11 protein-coding genes are annotated in these 15,109 nt (G+C 53.0%); 5 read left to right on the top strand and 6 right to left on the bottom strand.

Annotated features, from left to right (window positions below; genetic code table 11):
• Positions 1 to 20: 20 nt before the first annotated feature.
• A complete protein-coding gene (locus A9B99_RS07795) occupies positions 21 to 407 on the bottom strand; it encodes a lipoprotein (protein WP_064596501.1) in 387 nt (128 codons plus the stop codon).
• A gap of 356 nt (positions 408 to 763) precedes the next feature.
• Entirely contained in the window at positions 764 to 1,543 is a 780-nt protein-coding gene (locus A9B99_RS07790) for a helix-turn-helix transcriptional regulator (protein WP_064596333.1), read from the bottom strand.
• A gap of 160 nt (positions 1,544 to 1,703) precedes the next feature.
• Here A9B99_RS07790 and A9B99_RS07785 point away from each other — a divergent pair, with 160 nt between their 5' ends.
• From A9B99_RS07785 to A9B99_RS07765, 5 genes are all read left to right on the top strand, one after another.
• Positions 1,704 to 2,471: a class I SAM-dependent methyltransferase gene (locus A9B99_RS07785; protein WP_064596499.1), complete on the top strand. Its 768-nt coding sequence runs from the start codon at positions 1,704 to 1,706 to the stop codon at positions 2,469 to 2,471.
• 321 nt (positions 2,472 to 2,792) lie between these two features.
• Positions 2,793 to 4,022, top strand: a complete 1,230-nt coding sequence (locus tag A9B99_RS07780; RefSeq protein ID WP_064596332.1) for an MdtA/MuxA family multidrug efflux RND transporter periplasmic adaptor subunit — start codon at positions 2,793 to 2,795, stop codon at positions 4,020 to 4,022.
• Positions 4,019 to 7,225 carry an efflux RND transporter permease subunit gene (locus tag A9B99_RS07775; protein ID WP_064596330.1) on the top strand — a complete coding sequence of 1,069 codons (3,207 nt, stop codon included), beginning with the start codon at positions 4,019 to 4,021 and terminating at the stop codon, positions 7,223 to 7,225. Before A9B99_RS07780 ends, A9B99_RS07775 begins: the two co-directional genes overlap by 4 nt.
• Complete coding sequence (locus A9B99_RS07770; protein ID WP_064596328.1) at positions 7,225 to 10,326, top strand: multidrug efflux RND transporter permease subunit; 3,102 nt, start codon at positions 7,225 to 7,227, stop codon at positions 10,324 to 10,326. Before A9B99_RS07775 ends, A9B99_RS07770 begins: the two co-directional genes overlap by 1 nt.
• Before the next feature lie 3 nt (positions 10,327 to 10,329).
• The gene (locus A9B99_RS07765) at positions 10,330 to 11,730 is read left to right on the top strand and encodes an efflux transporter outer membrane subunit (protein WP_064596325.1); all 1,401 of its coding nucleotides are present in this window, start codon (positions 10,330 to 10,332) and stop codon (positions 11,728 to 11,730) included.
• 33 nt (positions 11,731 to 11,763) lie between these two features.
• On the opposite strand, the gene A9B99_RS07760 is transcribed toward A9B99_RS07765, so the two are convergent.
• From A9B99_RS07760 to A9B99_RS07745, 4 genes are all read right to left on the bottom strand, one after another.
• Positions 11,764 to 12,714 (bottom strand): Gfo/Idh/MocA family protein, encoded by a 951-nt coding sequence (locus A9B99_RS07760; RefSeq protein ID WP_064596323.1) that lies wholly within the window; start codon positions 12,712 to 12,714, stop codon positions 11,764 to 11,766.
• A 124-nt stretch (positions 12,715 to 12,838) separates the two neighbouring features.
• Positions 12,839 to 14,002 carry an acetylornithine deacetylase gene (gene argE, locus A9B99_RS07755; protein WP_064596321.1) on the bottom strand — a complete coding sequence of 388 codons (1,164 nt, stop codon included), beginning with the start codon at positions 14,000 to 14,002 and terminating at the stop codon, positions 12,839 to 12,841.
• Entirely contained in the window at positions 13,995 to 14,669 is a 675-nt protein-coding gene (locus tag A9B99_RS07750) for a DUF1028 domain-containing protein (RefSeq protein ID WP_064596320.1), read from the bottom strand. The genes argE and A9B99_RS07750 overlap by 8 nt, the downstream gene beginning before the upstream one ends.
• A complete protein-coding gene (locus tag A9B99_RS07745; protein ID WP_064596318.1) occupies positions 14,666 to 15,100 on the bottom strand; it encodes a RidA family protein in 435 nt (144 codons plus the stop codon). The genes A9B99_RS07750 and A9B99_RS07745 overlap by 4 nt, the downstream gene beginning before the upstream one ends.
• Between the last annotated feature and the right edge of the window lie 9 nt (positions 15,101 to 15,109).

Genomic DNA, 15,109 nt, shown 5'->3' with positions numbered 1-15,109 from the left:
CGGTTAGCATCTGTTAGTGCTTACATCGTACCGCTGGCCAGGTTTAACTGTATCGCCCTGTCCAGGTTACTGATCCAGCGGTTATAGGTTTTATGAATTTTTCCGCCGGATGCGCGCAGGTTAATGCTGCTGACGTAGTTAATGGCATAACTGTTTGCAGAATAGGTGATGCGAACTTCAGCAACATGCCCATGAGATTGCTGGCGGGCAGAAATAACACCAGGTGAAGTCTCATTCATCGTCCACTTACGCTCAACGCCAGCTTTTAAGATAGCGCTTTTAACTTGCTCAGCCGAATGGCCAGCGCTGATTGTGGCATTGACATTGTCAATTGGCGCAGTACGTGCGCATCCTGCCAGCGCACCAATAACTGCAAAAGCAGTTAACCATTTAACGATTTTTTTCATGCGAACCCCATTGATAGAATCAAAAAATAATATGGTAATGATATATGGCCTGATTAGTGAAATAACCGGCACTAATAATCCTGGGCAATCATATCGGCAGGCAGGGTAATTTTGTGAGTACTATATTTAGTAGGTGACTGGCGCGAGTATCTGTGCTGAAAGGTAAAATGAAGTTTTTCCATTATACTATTAGTTCAAAAAGTGTATTGATATAAAATAACAAACTGAAAGAACGGATTATTTTTATTAAATATTTGCAGTTGTAATTATTGATTTTAGCGGCAAGACAGCCGGGGAAATAGCGTTATTAGCATGAGCGAAGATGCTTTCCCCCGACGGGTGAAAATAAATATCGCTTACTCCGGCATCAGCATGATCATTTTTACTGAGCGGTTGCTGGTTAATTGCCAGGATACCTGGCGGAACTGCTGCAATTTCCCTTGTGCATTACAGAATGTGCGCTCCCCACCTTCGCGAACCACAACCTGCTGGCGCGACCAGTATTCACGGAAGGTTTCGCTGTCATTATTCATCCGGGTAACAAAGGCATTCAGCCCCTGGTCATGCTGGTAATGCATGGTATCTGCTCTTAATTCAGCCACGATTCTGCTGGCCCGGTTTTCCCAGTCGCAAACCAGTGTTTGGGACAACGGGTGCTGAAACATAAACGTCATCATATTGGGCCGCTGCTCTGTATCCAGCCAGCCGGTAAACAGCGCCTGTGCCGCACTGTTCCATGCCAGCATGTTCCAGGTGATATCCAGTAAATAGCAAGGCGAGGCCACCTGACGTACGGATGCCAGCACTTCCTCTTCCACTACCTGAATCTGCTCCTCCTGTGGGTCGCTTTTCAGTGCCAGGTGAAATAAATACTGGCGCTGGGAAGGCTTCATTTTCAGCACCCCGGCAATATTAGCCAGAGTTTGCGCAGACACCACAATATCGCGTCCCTGTTCAATCCAGGTATACCAGGTGGTACTGATGCCACTTAATTGCGCCACTTCCTCCCGGCGCAACCCTTTGGTGCGCCGCCGTCCCATGGCTGGCAAGCCAATATCTGCCGGGGCGGTGTTTTCCCTTACTGAACGCAGAAATGCCCCCAGCGCTTTTGGCCCTGAAAATAACGTGTTTTGCATAAGGTAGTACCTGTTAATACCAGTATAAATGGCAATATTGTACCAATATAAACACTTCTCTATAGTGAGCTCAACCCCGGGGATAATGCGTTTTGCACGCGCGGTTTTCTGGGAAACTGGAGTAATGACCTGTACACATACAATCAAAAAGGCAATAGCGATGGCGATAAAACATCATGTATTAACCGGGCAACAATTTGGCTCCCAGGCTCAGGCATATTTAACCAGCCAGGTACATTCTGCCGGTGCGGATTTGGTGCGTCTGGGGGAGTGGCTGGCAGAAAAACCTCAGGCCAGTGTGCTGGATTTAGGTTGCGGCGCAGGCCACGCCAGTTTTGTTGCAGCAGAAAAGGTGGCGCAGGTTACCGCTTATGATTTATCAGAACAAATGTTGGCCGTGGTAAGCGCAGCAGCCTGTGACCGTGGTTTCAGTAATATTCAGGTAAGCCAGGGGATGGCGGAAGTGCTGCCGTTTAGTGACAGTTGTTTTGATGTGGTCATCAGCCGTTATTCCGCCCATCACTGGCACGATGTTGGCAAAGCAATGCGCGAAGTAAAACGGGTACTGAAGCCAGGTGGCACGTTCATTATGATGGATATCGTCTCACCGGGCTCACCGTTACTGGATACCTGGTTACAGACCATAGAAATTCTGCGCGACCCGTCTCATGTGCGCAATTACAGCCAGAGTGAATGGATGCAGTTTGCCAGTGAAAGCGGGCTGATGACCAGGCATTTGGTGTGTGACCGCCTGCCGCTGGAGTTTGCCACCTGGATTGCGCGCATGAAAACGCCACCCGTGTTATCTGACGCCATTCGGGCAATGCAGGGCACGGCTCCGGAAGAAGTCCGCCAGCATTTTGCATTTCAGGATGACGGTTCTTTTACCTCAGACACCATTATGTTCATGGCGCAGGCCAGTGCCTGACAGTTATCTCCGTGAGTTACTTTTTGTTGTTTTTAGAATTATTTTGAAATATCCAGGAGCTAATTAACTTCAAAGTTTCCTGTAACAGTAGCCCCCTGATTTACACTGGCTCACACCCGTTGCGGTCTGGCTTAAGTGGTGTGTAATTTAAGGGGGATATTGTTTTGTACCTGATGCTCTTCAGATTTTCCTTTGTGAAATTCCCACTTAAACCAGGACAAATCTGGTCAATATTAATTGTGCAGTGAATAAAGTTAGAGTGATAAAGTTTTTCGCTGTTTTTCCAACACATATTCCTTTTTCATTCACCTGAAGAGTCCAATGACAACGAATACTTCCCGGTCTGCGAGCGCGCGCTGGCTGAAATGGCTGATTATTTTGATTGTGGTGTTAATCGTTGCTGGCGTTGTCTGGCGGTTACTCCCTGGCGGCAAAGGTGTTGGGAGACCGGGTGGGGCAGGTCATCCTGGTGGGCCAGGCCGCCCGGGAATGAGGATGATGGGCGGTGGCACCACGCTGGTTCATGGTGGTGTGGCAACCAGCGCCACTGTACCGGTTTACCTGAATGCTCTGGGAACCGTGATTCCTAATGCTTCGGTTACTGTTACCAGCCGGGTAGACGGGCAACTGGAAAAAGTCTATTTCACTGAAGGCCAGAAAGTGGCTGCCGGCCAGTTGCTGGCGCAGATAGACCCGCGGCCATACCAGGCAACACTGAACCAGTACCAGGGGGAACTCAGCGAAAATAAAGCGTTATTAAACAGCGCAGAACTGACTCTGGCCCGCTACCGCAAACTCTATGCGCAGGATTCACTGGCTCGCCAGGACCTCGACAGCCAGATAGCCACAGTTGGGCAATACCGGGGGGCGGTTGCGTCTGATGAAGCCCAGATAGCGAGCGCCAAACTGGACCTGGAATATGCGCGCATTACTGCACCAGTCAGTGGCCGCGTGGGGTTGCGCCTGGTAGACCCGGGTAACATGGTGGAAAGCAGTAGTAGCACAGGCCTGGTCACCATTACTCAAATGCAGCCTGCCGCGGTGACATTCAGTGTGCCGCAAAGCAATATCCCGGTGCTGGTAAAAGCATTGCATAACGGCCAAAGTTTGCCGGCAACGGCCTTTGACCAGGACAACACCACGGCACTGGGAACCGGTGAGGTTAAATTTATCAGCAACCAGATTGATACCAGTACCGGAACCGTTGAACTGAAAGCGATTTTCCCTAATCAGGATGAAAGTTTATATGCCAATCAGTTTGTGAACCTGCGCCTGCAAACCAGCGTGCTTAAAGATGTCACGGTGATCCCACGCCAGGCGTTGCAGTTGAGTAATGAAGGCTATTTTGTCTTTGTTATCAACAAAGATAATACCGTTACACGTAAAGCGGTCACCGCCGGGCCACAAGTGAATGATGACCAGCAGGCAATACTGAAAGGTATCTCGCCTGGTGACCGGGTTGTTACCGAAGGGATTGACCGTCTGGCTAACGGCAGCAAAGTCTCCGTGGTGGGTGAAACACAAACTAAAACCGCGCCTGAGGCCAAATGAATCCGTCACGCCTGTTTATACTGCGGCCGGTCGCTACCGTGTTAATTATGGTAGGGGTGTTGATTGCCGGGATCTTTGCCTACCGCTTTTTATCCACCTCCGCGTTACCGCAGGTGGATTACCCCACGATTCAGGTCACCACACTTTATCCGGGCGCCAGCCCGGATGTGATGGCTTCATCGGTGACCTCCCCACTGGAGCGCCAGTTGGGCCAAATGTCGGGCCTGAGCCAAATGACGTCCACCAGTTCTGGTGGCTCGTCAATAATCACGCTCAAATTTGACCTGGAATTGTCGCTGGATGTTGCGGAGCAGGAAGTTCAGGCCGCCATCAACGCGGCGAATAACCTGTTACCGAGTGATTTACCTAACCCTCCAACCTATAAAAAAGTTAACCCGGCAGACAGTGCGGTAATCACCCTGGCCGCCAGCTCAGATTCATTGCCGCTGACCACCGTACAGGACCTGGTGAATACGCGTGTGGCACTCAAGTTGTCACAAATCTCCGGGGTAGGGATGGTGACACTGGCTGGCGGGCATCAGCCTGCCATTCGGGTACAGATGGACCCCAAAGCGCTTGCCGCCCACGGGCTGACTCTGGAAGATGTCAACACACTGATTAGCAACAGTAATGTAAATGGTTCTAAAGGTGGGTTTGACGGCAAATACCACTCAGTAACCATTGACGCCAACGACCAGCTGCGCACGGCGGCGGAATACGGCAACCTGATCCTCACATATCAAAACGGTGCGGCGTTGCGCCTGAAAGATATCGCGCATATTGAAGAAGGGCCGGAGAATACCTTTCAGTCCGCATGGGCAAACAACAACCCGGCGATTGTCATCAGTGTGCAACGCCAGCCGGGCGCCAACGTTATTCAGGTCGTGGATAGCATCAAGGCACAGTTACCCAAATTGCAGGCCGCGTTGCCCAATGGCGTGAAAATGACCGTGCTGTCTGACCGCACCCAAACAATCCGCGCATCTATTCACGATGTGCAGTTTGAACTGATGCTGTCGATAGCGCTGGTGGTCATGGTGACCTTCCTGTTTCTGCGCAATGTTGCTGCCACGCTTATCCCCAGCGTGGCGGTGCCGTTATCGCTGGTGGGCACCTTCGGGGTGATGTACCTCGCGGATTTCAGCCTGAACAACCTGTCGCTGATGGCGCTGACTATCGCCACCGGGTTTGTTATTGACGACGCCATTGTGGTGGTGGAAAACATTTCCCGGCGCCTTGAAGAGGGGGAAACCCCAATGCAGGCGGCACTGAAAGGTTCGCAGCAAATCGGCTTTACCATCATCTCACTGACTTTCTCCCTGATTGCCGTACTGATCCCACTGTTGTTTATGGGCGATGTGGTTGGCCGGTTATTCCGGGAGTTTGCCATTACGCTGGCGGTTTCTATTCTGGTTTCCATGCTGGTGTCACTGACGCTGACACCAATGTTATGCGCTTACTTACTGCGCCATATTCCCCCACAACAGCAGTCGCGCTTTTCCCGCAAAGGTGGTGAAGTTTTTGACAGCCTGATTCGGGGCTATGACCGGTTACTTACCCTGGTGCTCAACCACCAAAAACTGACTTTACTGGTTGCACTCGGAACCTTTGTACTGACGGCGGTGTTGTATATCGCCATTCCTAAAGGGTTCTTTCCCACCCAGGATACCGGCCTGATTCAGGGCGTGACAGTCGCCTCTCAGGATGTGTCATTCAATGAAATGGCAAAGCGCCAGCAGGCACTGGCGAAAATCATTTTGCAAAATCCTTCTGTGGAAAGTTTATCGTCCACTATTGGGATTGATGGCAGTAATACCAGCCTGAACAGCGGGCGTATTCAAATTAACCTGAAATCCTTTGATGAGCGGGATGACAAAGCAGATGTGGTGATTAGCCAGTTGCAACAGGCCGCGAAGCAAGTAGCCGGGATCCAGCTTTACCTGCAACCGGCTCAGGACTTGACAGTCAACGACCAGGTGACACCCAGCCAGTATCAGTTCACGCTGGATGATGCCAACAGTGAAGACCTGGCGGACTGGACACCCAAACTGGTGGCGGCATTACAAAAACGCCCGGAATTTAATGGTGTAGTCAGTAATTTGCAGGACCAGGGGCGTGTTGCCTGGGTTGAACTGAACCGCGACAAAGCAGCCCGTTACGGTATTACCGCCTCCGATGTGGATACCGCGCTCTACAATGCGTTCGGCCAGCGCCTGGTCTCTACCATTTTTACCCAGGCGAACCAGTATCGCGTGGTGCTGGAAGTGGCGCCGAAATACCAGCAATCGCCCGCATCCTTTGATGACATCTGGTTGCAGCCGTCCACAACGACCTCCACCTCCGACACCACTTCTGGCAGCAGTTCTAGTAGCGACAGCTCAACGAGCAGTTCGTCCTCCAGTAGTGATTCAGGCAGTGACAGCAGCACAATGGGCATGGTGAAACTGACATCCATTGCTACCATTCATGAACGCACTGGTTCACTGATGCACATGCGCCTCAACCAGTTCCCGGCGGTGATGGTTTCTTTTAACCTGAATAAAGGCTACTCGCTGGATGATGCGCAGCAGGCTATCAGTGATGTCAGCCAGCAACTCCGGATGCCAGGTGGAATCACATTACGTTACCAGGGAGAAACGGCGGCATTCCAGAGTGCCACCAGCAATACATTGTGGTTGATCCTCGCCGCGTTACTGACCATGTATGTGGTGCTGGGCATCCTGTATGAAAGCTTTATTCACCCGGTCACTATTCTTTCCACGCTGCCGTCTGCCGCCGTGGGTGCATTACTGACCCTGATCCTGGCAGGATCTGAGTTCAGCCTGATAGCGCTGATTGGGGTTATTCTGCTGATAGGCATTGTGAAAAAGAATGCGATCATGATGATCGACTTCGCGCTGGAAGCTGAACACCACCAGCACCTGAGCCCCCGGGATGCTATCCATCAGGCGTGCCTGCTACGTTTTCGCCCTATTATGATGACCACCATGGCAGCGTTACTGGGCGCACTGCCACTGATGCTGGCATCTGGCTCGGGGGCCGAACTGCGTCGGCCGCTGGGGCTGGTGATTGTTGGCGGCTTGATTGTCAGCCAGGTACTAACGCTGTTTTCCACGCCAGTGATATACCTGTGGTTTGATGGTCTTGCCCGGCGTGGCTCTGCCTGGGTTAAACGCCGCCAGCAACAGACCCGGGGCGAATAATGAACCTGACACGGCTCTTTATCTTCCGCCCGGTGGCAACGTTGTTGCTTACCCTGGCTATTCTCCTGCTGGGCGGGCTTGGCTACCGTTTGTTGCCAGTGGCTCCGTTGCCTCAGGTGGATTTCCCCACCATCATGGTTAGTGCCAGCCTGGCGGGCGCCAGCCCTGAAACCATGGCGGCAACGGTTGCCACACCACTGGAGCGTGCTCTGGGGCAAATTGCCGGTATCACAGAGATGACTTCCAGCAGTTCCCAGGGGTCAACCAATATTGTTTTGCAGTTCGAACTGAACCGCGATATCAATGGCGCGGCGCGTGATGTCCAGGCTGCAATTAACGCTTCGCGCAGTTTACTGCCCAGCAGCATGGAATCGTTGCCGACTTACCGCAAAGCCAACCCTTCTGATGCGCCTATTGTGATGTTGGCATTAACCTCCAGTAGCCGCAGCCCGGGTGAGCTCTACGACCTGGCCGAAAGTAAAATTGAGCAGGCGATGGGGCAGGTTCAGGGCGTGGGCCAGGTTTCCCTGATGGGCAGTGCGTTACCGGCTGTACGTATTGACCTGCAACCCCAGCAACTGACTCATTACGGCATTTCGCTTGATACCGTGCGCAAGGCTGTGGCAAACAGCACCACCAACCAGCCAAAAGGTATGTTAGAAGGCAAAACCCAGTCCTGGGTGGTGGACAGCAATGGTCAGTTAGATAAAGCCGCGCAGTACCGCAACCTGGTTATCTATTATCAGAATGGCAGGGCAATCCGGCTGAGCGATGTTGCCCGTGTTTATGACTCGGTGGAAGACAAATACCAGGCGGGCTTCCTGAATGCCACGCCATCGGTGATGGTAGGTATAACCCGCCAGGCCGGGGCTAATATGCTGGAAACGATTGATGCCATTAAAGCGAAGCTACCCGCCCTGCGTAAAGACCTGCCAGCAGATACCCAGTTAAAGTTGGTGGTGGACCGCTCCCCAACCGTGCGGGCATCGCTGTATGACACTGAAGAAACCCTGCTGATAGCTGTGTTGCTGGTGATTGCGGTGGTGTTTGTGTTCTTGCGTAATATTCAGGCAGTTATCATTCCCGCACTGGCTCTGCCGGTCTCCCTGATAGGCACCTGTGCTGTGATGTATATGCTGGGTTACAGCCTGGATAACCTCTCGCTGATGGCGTTAATTATTTCCACCGGGTTTGTTGTCGATGATGCCATTGTAGTTCTGGAGAACATTGCCCGGCATATTGAATCCGGCCTGAGCCCGGTGCGTGCGGCGTTACGTGGCGCAAAAGAAGTCAGCTTTACTGTGTTGTCTATGACGGTTTCCCTGGTGGCAGTATTTATCCCTATTTTGTTGATGGGCAGTATCGTGGGCCGCCTGTTCCGGGAATTCGCGGTTACTCTGACGGTATCATTGCTGATTTCGATGTTTGTTTCCCTTAGCCTGACGCCCATGCTGTGCTCACGCCTGCTGAAAGCCAAACCTGCTGTCACAAAGCGCCCGCACCCGGTTTACCAGTTTATTGAAAACCAGCTTAACAGTCTGCTTGCTGCCTATTCGCGCGGGCTGGGTTGGGTGATGAAACACCAGAAGTTCACCATGCTGAGTTTACTTCTGACGGTGCTTCTGAACCTGTTTCTCTATTCAGTAGTGCAAAAAGGGTTCTTCCCCAACCAGGATACTGGCCTGTTGATGGGCGCACTGCGGGCAGACCAGAACATCTCCTTCCAGGCAATGAAGCCGAAAATGCTGATGTTCACCAAAATCATTAAATCAGACCCGGCAGTAGAAAGTGTGATGTCATCTATGGGTGGCGGAAGGTTTGGTTCACGTAACTCGGCTAACTTCTTTGTGCGCCTGAAAGATTTTGATAAACGCTCTGCCACGGCAACAGAAGTGGCAAACCGGCTGAGTGCTAAAACTCGTCATATCCCCGGTGCACAGCTGTTTTTAATGGCCGCGCAGGATTTGCATATTGGCGGGCGGAGTGCCAATGCCACATACCAGTACAGCTTACAGGCCGATGACCTGGATCTGTTACGTACCTGGACGCCCAAAGTGCAGGCAGCACTGGCAGCGATTCCACAACTGAATAGTGTTGATTCAGACTCACAAACCGGTGGGCAGGAAGTGGTGATTCAGATAGACCGTGACCAGGCCACCCGGCTGGGTGTCAATGTCAGGATGCTGGATACCATGCTCAATAATGCCTTCAGCCAGCGCGAGATAGCCACGCTTTATCATACCCTGAATCAGTACCATGTCGTGATGACACTGGCAGATGACTACACCCGCGCCCCGGAGATCCTCAACGAACTGTACGTCGTGAATGACGATGGCGACCGCGTGCCGTTATCTGCTTTTGCAAAATTTGTCGGTGGAAATGCGCCGCTTTCTGTTGCTCACCAGGGCCAGTCTGCCACCAGTACTATCGCGTTTAACCTTAACGATGGTGTGTCGCTGGAGCAGGCACAGGTGCTGATTAAACAGGCACTGGCGAAAATTGGTTTACCGTCATCCATTCAGGCCGGGTTCCAGGGAACGGCAAAAGCCTTTGGTGAACTGACTGCCACCATGCCGTGGTTAATTGTTGCCGCTCTGGCGGCGGTCTACATTGTGCTGGGCGTATTGTATGAAAGCTATATTCATCCATTGACGATTCTGTCCACGCTGCCTTCCGCCGGGGTAGGGGCTTTGTTGCTGCTTCTGCTGACCAATACCCAGCTCACCGTGATTGCGCTGATTGGGATAATTTTGCTGATAGGCATTGTGAAGAAAAACGCCATTATGATGATTGATTTTGCGCTGGATGCTGAACGTCGCCAGGGCCTGACACCCCAGCAGGCGATAACCCAGGCGTGCCTGATGCGTTTTCGTCCCATTATGATGACCACGCTGGCTGCATTTTTTGGTGCGTTACCCCTGGCGCTGGGCAGTGGCGGTGACGCTGATTTACGCAGCCCTTTGGGGCTGGCAATTGCCGGTGGGCTTGCTCTGAGCCAGCTATTAACCCTGTTTACCACACCAGTGGTTTATCTTTGGCTGGACAGCCTCAGCCGTGGCACAAAACGCAGATGGCACCGTTTACGCCATGTGGAACCTTAATTGATGAAAAGAACGTTGCGAATCACTGCTCTGGCGCTATCGCTGGTATTGAGCGGTTGTACCGTGGGCCCGGATTATCACCGCCCGGCAATCAACATGCCGCTGCATTATAAAGAAGCGCAGGGGTGGCGACAGGCCGCGCCGCAGGATGATAAAAACAAAGGCGCCTGGTGGTTGGTATACCATGACCCGGTGCTGGACGGGTTGCTGACTCAGGTGGTTATCTCCAACCAGAATATTGCCAAATATGCAGCACAATACCGGGAAGCACTGGCGCTGGCGGCACAGTCGCGCGCCGGGCTATTGCCTTCGGTAAGCTATGATGCCAGCTCAACCCGTAGTGGTAGCCGTTCCAGTACCACCGGGCAACGCACCACCAGCAACAGTCATCAGGCGGAGCTGAGCGCCAGTTGGGAACTGGACATCTGGGGCAAACTGCGCCGCACGCTGGAAGAGAACAAAGCAAGTGCCCAGGCCAGCGCAGCCGAACTGGCGAATATGACGCTCAGTGCCCAGTCTGAACTGGCGCAGGATTATTTTCAGTTGCGGGTAATGGACGAAAAAATTGCCCTGTACCAGCAGAGTGTGGCCGCTTACCAGCGCTATCTTACTGTGATTGAAAACAAATATGGCGCCGGTACTGAATCACGCGCCACTCTGGCGCAGGCACAAATGCAATTAGAAAGTGCCCGGGCTTCCGCGCTGGATTACCAGTGGCAGCGTGCTCAGCTTGAGCACGCTATTGCATTATTAATGGGCAAAGCGCCAGCGGAGTTCAGCCTGCCGGTGGCAAAACTGGCTGCCACTTTGCCCGCTCTGCCTCAGGCTGTACCGGCTCAATTGCTGCAACGCCGCCCGGATATCGCTTATGCAGAGCGGGAAGTGGCAGCCGCCAATGCTGCAGTGGGCGTGGCGATTGCGGGCTATTTCCCGGACCTGACGCTGAGTGCCAGCGGCGGAACGTCGTCGTCGGTATTCCACAACCTGTTTGCTTTACCTTACCGGGTCTGGTCCCTTGGGCCAGAGTTAAGCGGCACGTTGCTGGATTTTGGCGCGACATCGGCACAAGTAGACCAGGCCAGAGCCGCGTATGACGCCAGCGTGGCAAACTACCGCCAGGCCGTGCTGGAAGGCATGCAGGAAGTTGAGGATGACCTGGTTGAACTGAATACATTGCAGCAGGAAGTGGTGGTGCAGCAGCGAGCCACCGCCGCCGCGAAAGAATCAGCCCGGGTGACACGCAACCAGTATGAAGCCGGCATGATTGACTACCTGGATGTCGCCACCACAGAGAACAGCAGCCTGTCAGAACAACAAAGCCTGCTGTCTTTGCAAAGCACCCAGTGGGTTGCCAGCGTGGCGCTGATAGCTGCTTTGGGTGGCGGCTGGCAGGCTACTCAATAAACCTTCACTTTTACCTGACGCAGTTATTTTCTCTTATGACTCGGGCATTTTCGCCCGGATCATATCCAGCACCTGCAGGTTACGGATACTCTCTTCCAGTGACAGGCAGTGCGCAGGTTGCTTCAGGACTGCGGCGGAAAACTGGCTGACTTCCGCCAGATAACGGTCCGACTCCTCAACGGGGATTGCGCGGCTGCCTTCATCAGTGTGCAGCCAAATATCCCCGGCATTGTCCTGGAAGGTGTCGTCAATGCGCAGTAAACCTTTAGTGCCAATAATTTCGGCAAAATTGCTGCCAAAACTGTTAAACCCGCAGTGAATATTGGCTATCAGCCCGTCGTCATACTGCAAAATCGCCGATAGCTGCGTGTCCACACCGTTATCCATCTCGCATAACACTTCACAACGAACCGGTACCCGTTGAGTGACCATGCCGACAAAATTCACCGGGTAACAACCCACATCGTACAGGGCTCCGCCACCTAAAGCAGGCTGCATTTTTATGGTACCTGGCCGGTTTAACAGGAAACGGAAAGTGGCATTGATATGGCGAATATCGCCGAGCACACCGCTTGCCAGCACGGATTTTACCGCCTGCATCCGGTGTGTGTAGCGGTACATAAAGGCTTCCATCAGGATGCGGCCATGTTGTTGCGCGGCCTTATGCATCGCGTTGCCTTCTTCGGCGGTCAGGCCTAACGGTTTTTCACATAAAACATGCTTCCCGGCTTCCAGTGCGCGTATCACCCAGGTTTTATGCAGTGAATTGGGCAGGGGAATGTAGACGGCATCAATCGCTTCATCTGCCAGCAGGCTGGCGTAATCCGGGTAGCTTTTATCCCATTCGCCAGTGGGGAGTTGCGCACTGTTACGCGAAGCTACGCCATATAAATGTGCATTAGTGGCCCGGCTGATAGCCGGGATAAGTGAATTTCTTGCAATACGGGCGTAACCCAGAATGCCCCAGTTAACCAGACCAGACATGCAAAGACTCCTGTGTCAGTAGAAGGTGACAAAATTTACTGCCAGTGTAGCGGCCAGAACAGGAAAGCTATGTGACAGCTTAAGCAAAATTAACAAAAGCTGTCATACAAGTTTGTGGCGCAGGTTAAGAAGAGGCGTCCGGGGTCTTCATCCAGGCGAACAGATTTTTCAGCATCAGCATGCAGTTATCGAGTTGTTCAATGGCAACAAACTCATCGGCTTTATGGCCCTGTGCCATACTGCCCGGGCCGCAAATCAGCGTGGCAATACCGGCATCATGAAATAAGCCAGCCTCTGTGCCGAAAGCGACAGTTGAGAAAGACTCACTGCCACACCAGCCCGACAACAGGCGGGCAAATTCAGACTGGGTCTCTGCCAGCAGGCCGGGGTAATGGCTCAGGGTGTGAAAGGTTATCTCACTTTCGCCGGCCACCTGCTTCATATCAGGAACCAGCGTGCGCCTGGTCCATGCCTGCAGTTTCTCCGCTACGGTTTGCACCTGAACACCAGGCAAATAGCGTACTTCAAAATCAAAAGAGCAGTTTGCCGGTACGATATTTAGCGCGCTGCCACCCTGAATAGTACCCACCTGCACGGTACTGAATGCCGGGGAAAAGCGTTTGTCCTGGTGTAATGCCAGTTGCTCACCCAGTTCTCCCAGATGGGCAATAACTTTTGCGGCATAACTAATGGCGTTTACCCCTTCGGGTGCCTGTGCAGAGTGGCAGGCATGACCATGAACCTGGCAACGCATTGCCAGTTTTCCCTTGTGCCCGTATACCGGCTGCATTTCTGTGGGCTCGCCAATAATACACATTGCGGGGCGGTCCTGTGCATTACGCAGCCAGTCCACCAGGCTGCGAACGCCCAGGCAGCCTACTTCCTCGTCGTAGGAAAAGGCCAGGTGTAAAGGCATGCGTAATGGCGCGGATAAAAAGGTATCAACAGAGGCCAGCATACAGGCGAGGAAACCTTTCATATCGGTACTGCCACGCCCATAGTAGCGGCCATTTTTTTCACTCAGCATAAATGGTGGAACCGACCAGTTTTGCCCGTCCACCGGCACGGTATCGGTATGGCCGGAAAGCATCACACCGCCAGGGCCGTCCGGGCCGATACGTGCATACAGGTTGGCTTTGCTCCCGCTTTCATTAGTGAACAGTTGAACCGCAACCCCGCGAGCCGCCAAAAACTCACGAATCATCCCAATCAGCGCGAGGTTGGATTCCCGACTGGTGGTATCGAAAGCCAGCAATTGGGCCAGAATATCCCGCACCGGGTTACTCATCGCCAGGCACACCGTAGCTGGGCGCTTCACGCGGGTCGAGCGCCCGGGTAATATAGGCATCCATTTGCGGCTCCCAGGCCTGCCACAACGCCAGCAATGCTTCCACCGGTGCCTGCTCAGCCCAGTCCACCCGTAAATCCACCACCGGCCAGGTGTAATCATCCATCACTTTAACGGCTGCTGAGTGCTCACTCCCTGCTTCGCCACCCATGTTTATACCTGCCTGAAGCGCGGTAATCAGTCGGGCAGCCAGTTCCCCGGTGGAGGATTCAAATGCTTCTACCATGGCATTGATAACCTGCGGGTTGGCCAGTAAGTTACCGGCAGCAACACAGTTGTTTCCCTGAGCCGTGTGGTGAATGCCTAAAGTCTGCTCGCCACTAAATACGCTTGTTGTGCCGCAGGCATCGATCACGGCGACCTGGCGATATTCGCGAAAGCGGTCTTCAGCCAGGGTTTGCCGCATGGCCTGCTCTGGTGCCAGGCCTTCTGCCATTTTTGCCAGGATCTGTTGCCCCAGCGAGGGCAGGGTAATGTTTTGGCTGGATACCGCTCCCACACCCGACAACAACCAGGGGCAACGAGAGCCGACGGCAATACTTGATGAGCTAATGGCAATGCCCAGTTGCCCGGTTTCCGGGCAACGCGCGCTAATTGAGAGTGTCATTTCACCTCCTGTGCCATTTCATCTTCAGGAATAACGGCAATGACATCTATTTCCATCAACCACTGTGGCTGGGCAAGCCCTGCAACTACTAAGCCGGTAGAAATAGGGAACACACCTTTCAGCCATTTGCCCACTTCCTGGTAGACGGCTTCACGATAACGCGGGTCAGTAATATAAGTAGTGGTTTTCACAATGTGTGATAAATCACTGCCAGCTTCTGCCAGCAATTGCTTCACATTTTTCATCGCCTGTTCAGCCTGGGCTCGTGGGTCTCCCAGCCCAACCAGGTTACCGGCAAAGTCTGTTCCGACCTGGCCGCGTACATAAATGGTGTTGCCCGCGCGCACAGCCTGACACAGGTCATTATCCAAAACCTGGTTTGGGTAGGTTTCTTTAGTGTTAAACATCCGGATGCGTGTATGTGTTGGCATGATGGTTTT

It is taken from the genome of Mangrovibacter phragmitis (assembly GCF_001655675.1).
GTDB lineage: Bacteria > Pseudomonadota > Gammaproteobacteria > Enterobacterales > Enterobacteriaceae > Mangrovibacter > Mangrovibacter phragmitis.
Note: the sequence above shows the minus strand (reverse complement) of the source record. Positions and strands in the feature narration are given on the sequence as shown.

Coding starts and splice junctions, on each gene's coding strand:
- A9B99_RS07780 (WP_064596332.1), top strand. CDS start 2,793: ATGACAACGAATACTTCCCGGTCTGCGAGCGCGCGCTGGCTGAAATGG.
- A9B99_RS07795 (WP_064596501.1), bottom strand. CDS start 407: ATGAAAAAAATCGTTAAATGGTTAACTGCTTTTGCAGTTATTGGTGCG.
- A9B99_RS07770 (WP_064596328.1), top strand. CDS start 7,225: ATGAACCTGACACGGCTCTTTATCTTCCGCCCGGTGGCAACGTTGTTG.
- A9B99_RS07765 (WP_064596325.1), top strand. CDS start 10,330: ATGAAAAGAACGTTGCGAATCACTGCTCTGGCGCTATCGCTGGTATTG.
- A9B99_RS07790 (WP_064596333.1), bottom strand. CDS start 1,543: ATGCAAAACACGTTATTTTCAGGGCCAAAAGCGCTGGGGGCATTTCTG.
- argE (WP_064596321.1), bottom strand. CDS start 14,002: ATGAGTAACCCGGTGCGGGATATTCTGGCCCAATTGCTGGCTTTCGAT.
- A9B99_RS07775 (WP_064596330.1), top strand. CDS start 4,019: ATGAATCCGTCACGCCTGTTTATACTGCGGCCGGTCGCTACCGTGTTA.
- A9B99_RS07750 (WP_064596320.1), bottom strand. CDS start 14,669: ATGACACTCTCAATTAGCGCGCGTTGCCCGGAAACCGGGCAACTGGGC.
- A9B99_RS07785 (WP_064596499.1), top strand. CDS start 1,704: ATGGCGATAAAACATCATGTATTAACCGGGCAACAATTTGGCTCCCAG.
- A9B99_RS07745 (WP_064596318.1), bottom strand. CDS start 15,100: ATGCCAACACATACACGCATCCGGATGTTTAACACTAAAGAAACCTAC.
- A9B99_RS07760 (WP_064596323.1), bottom strand. CDS start 12,714: ATGTCTGGTCTGGTTAACTGGGGCATTCTGGGTTACGCCCGTATTGCA.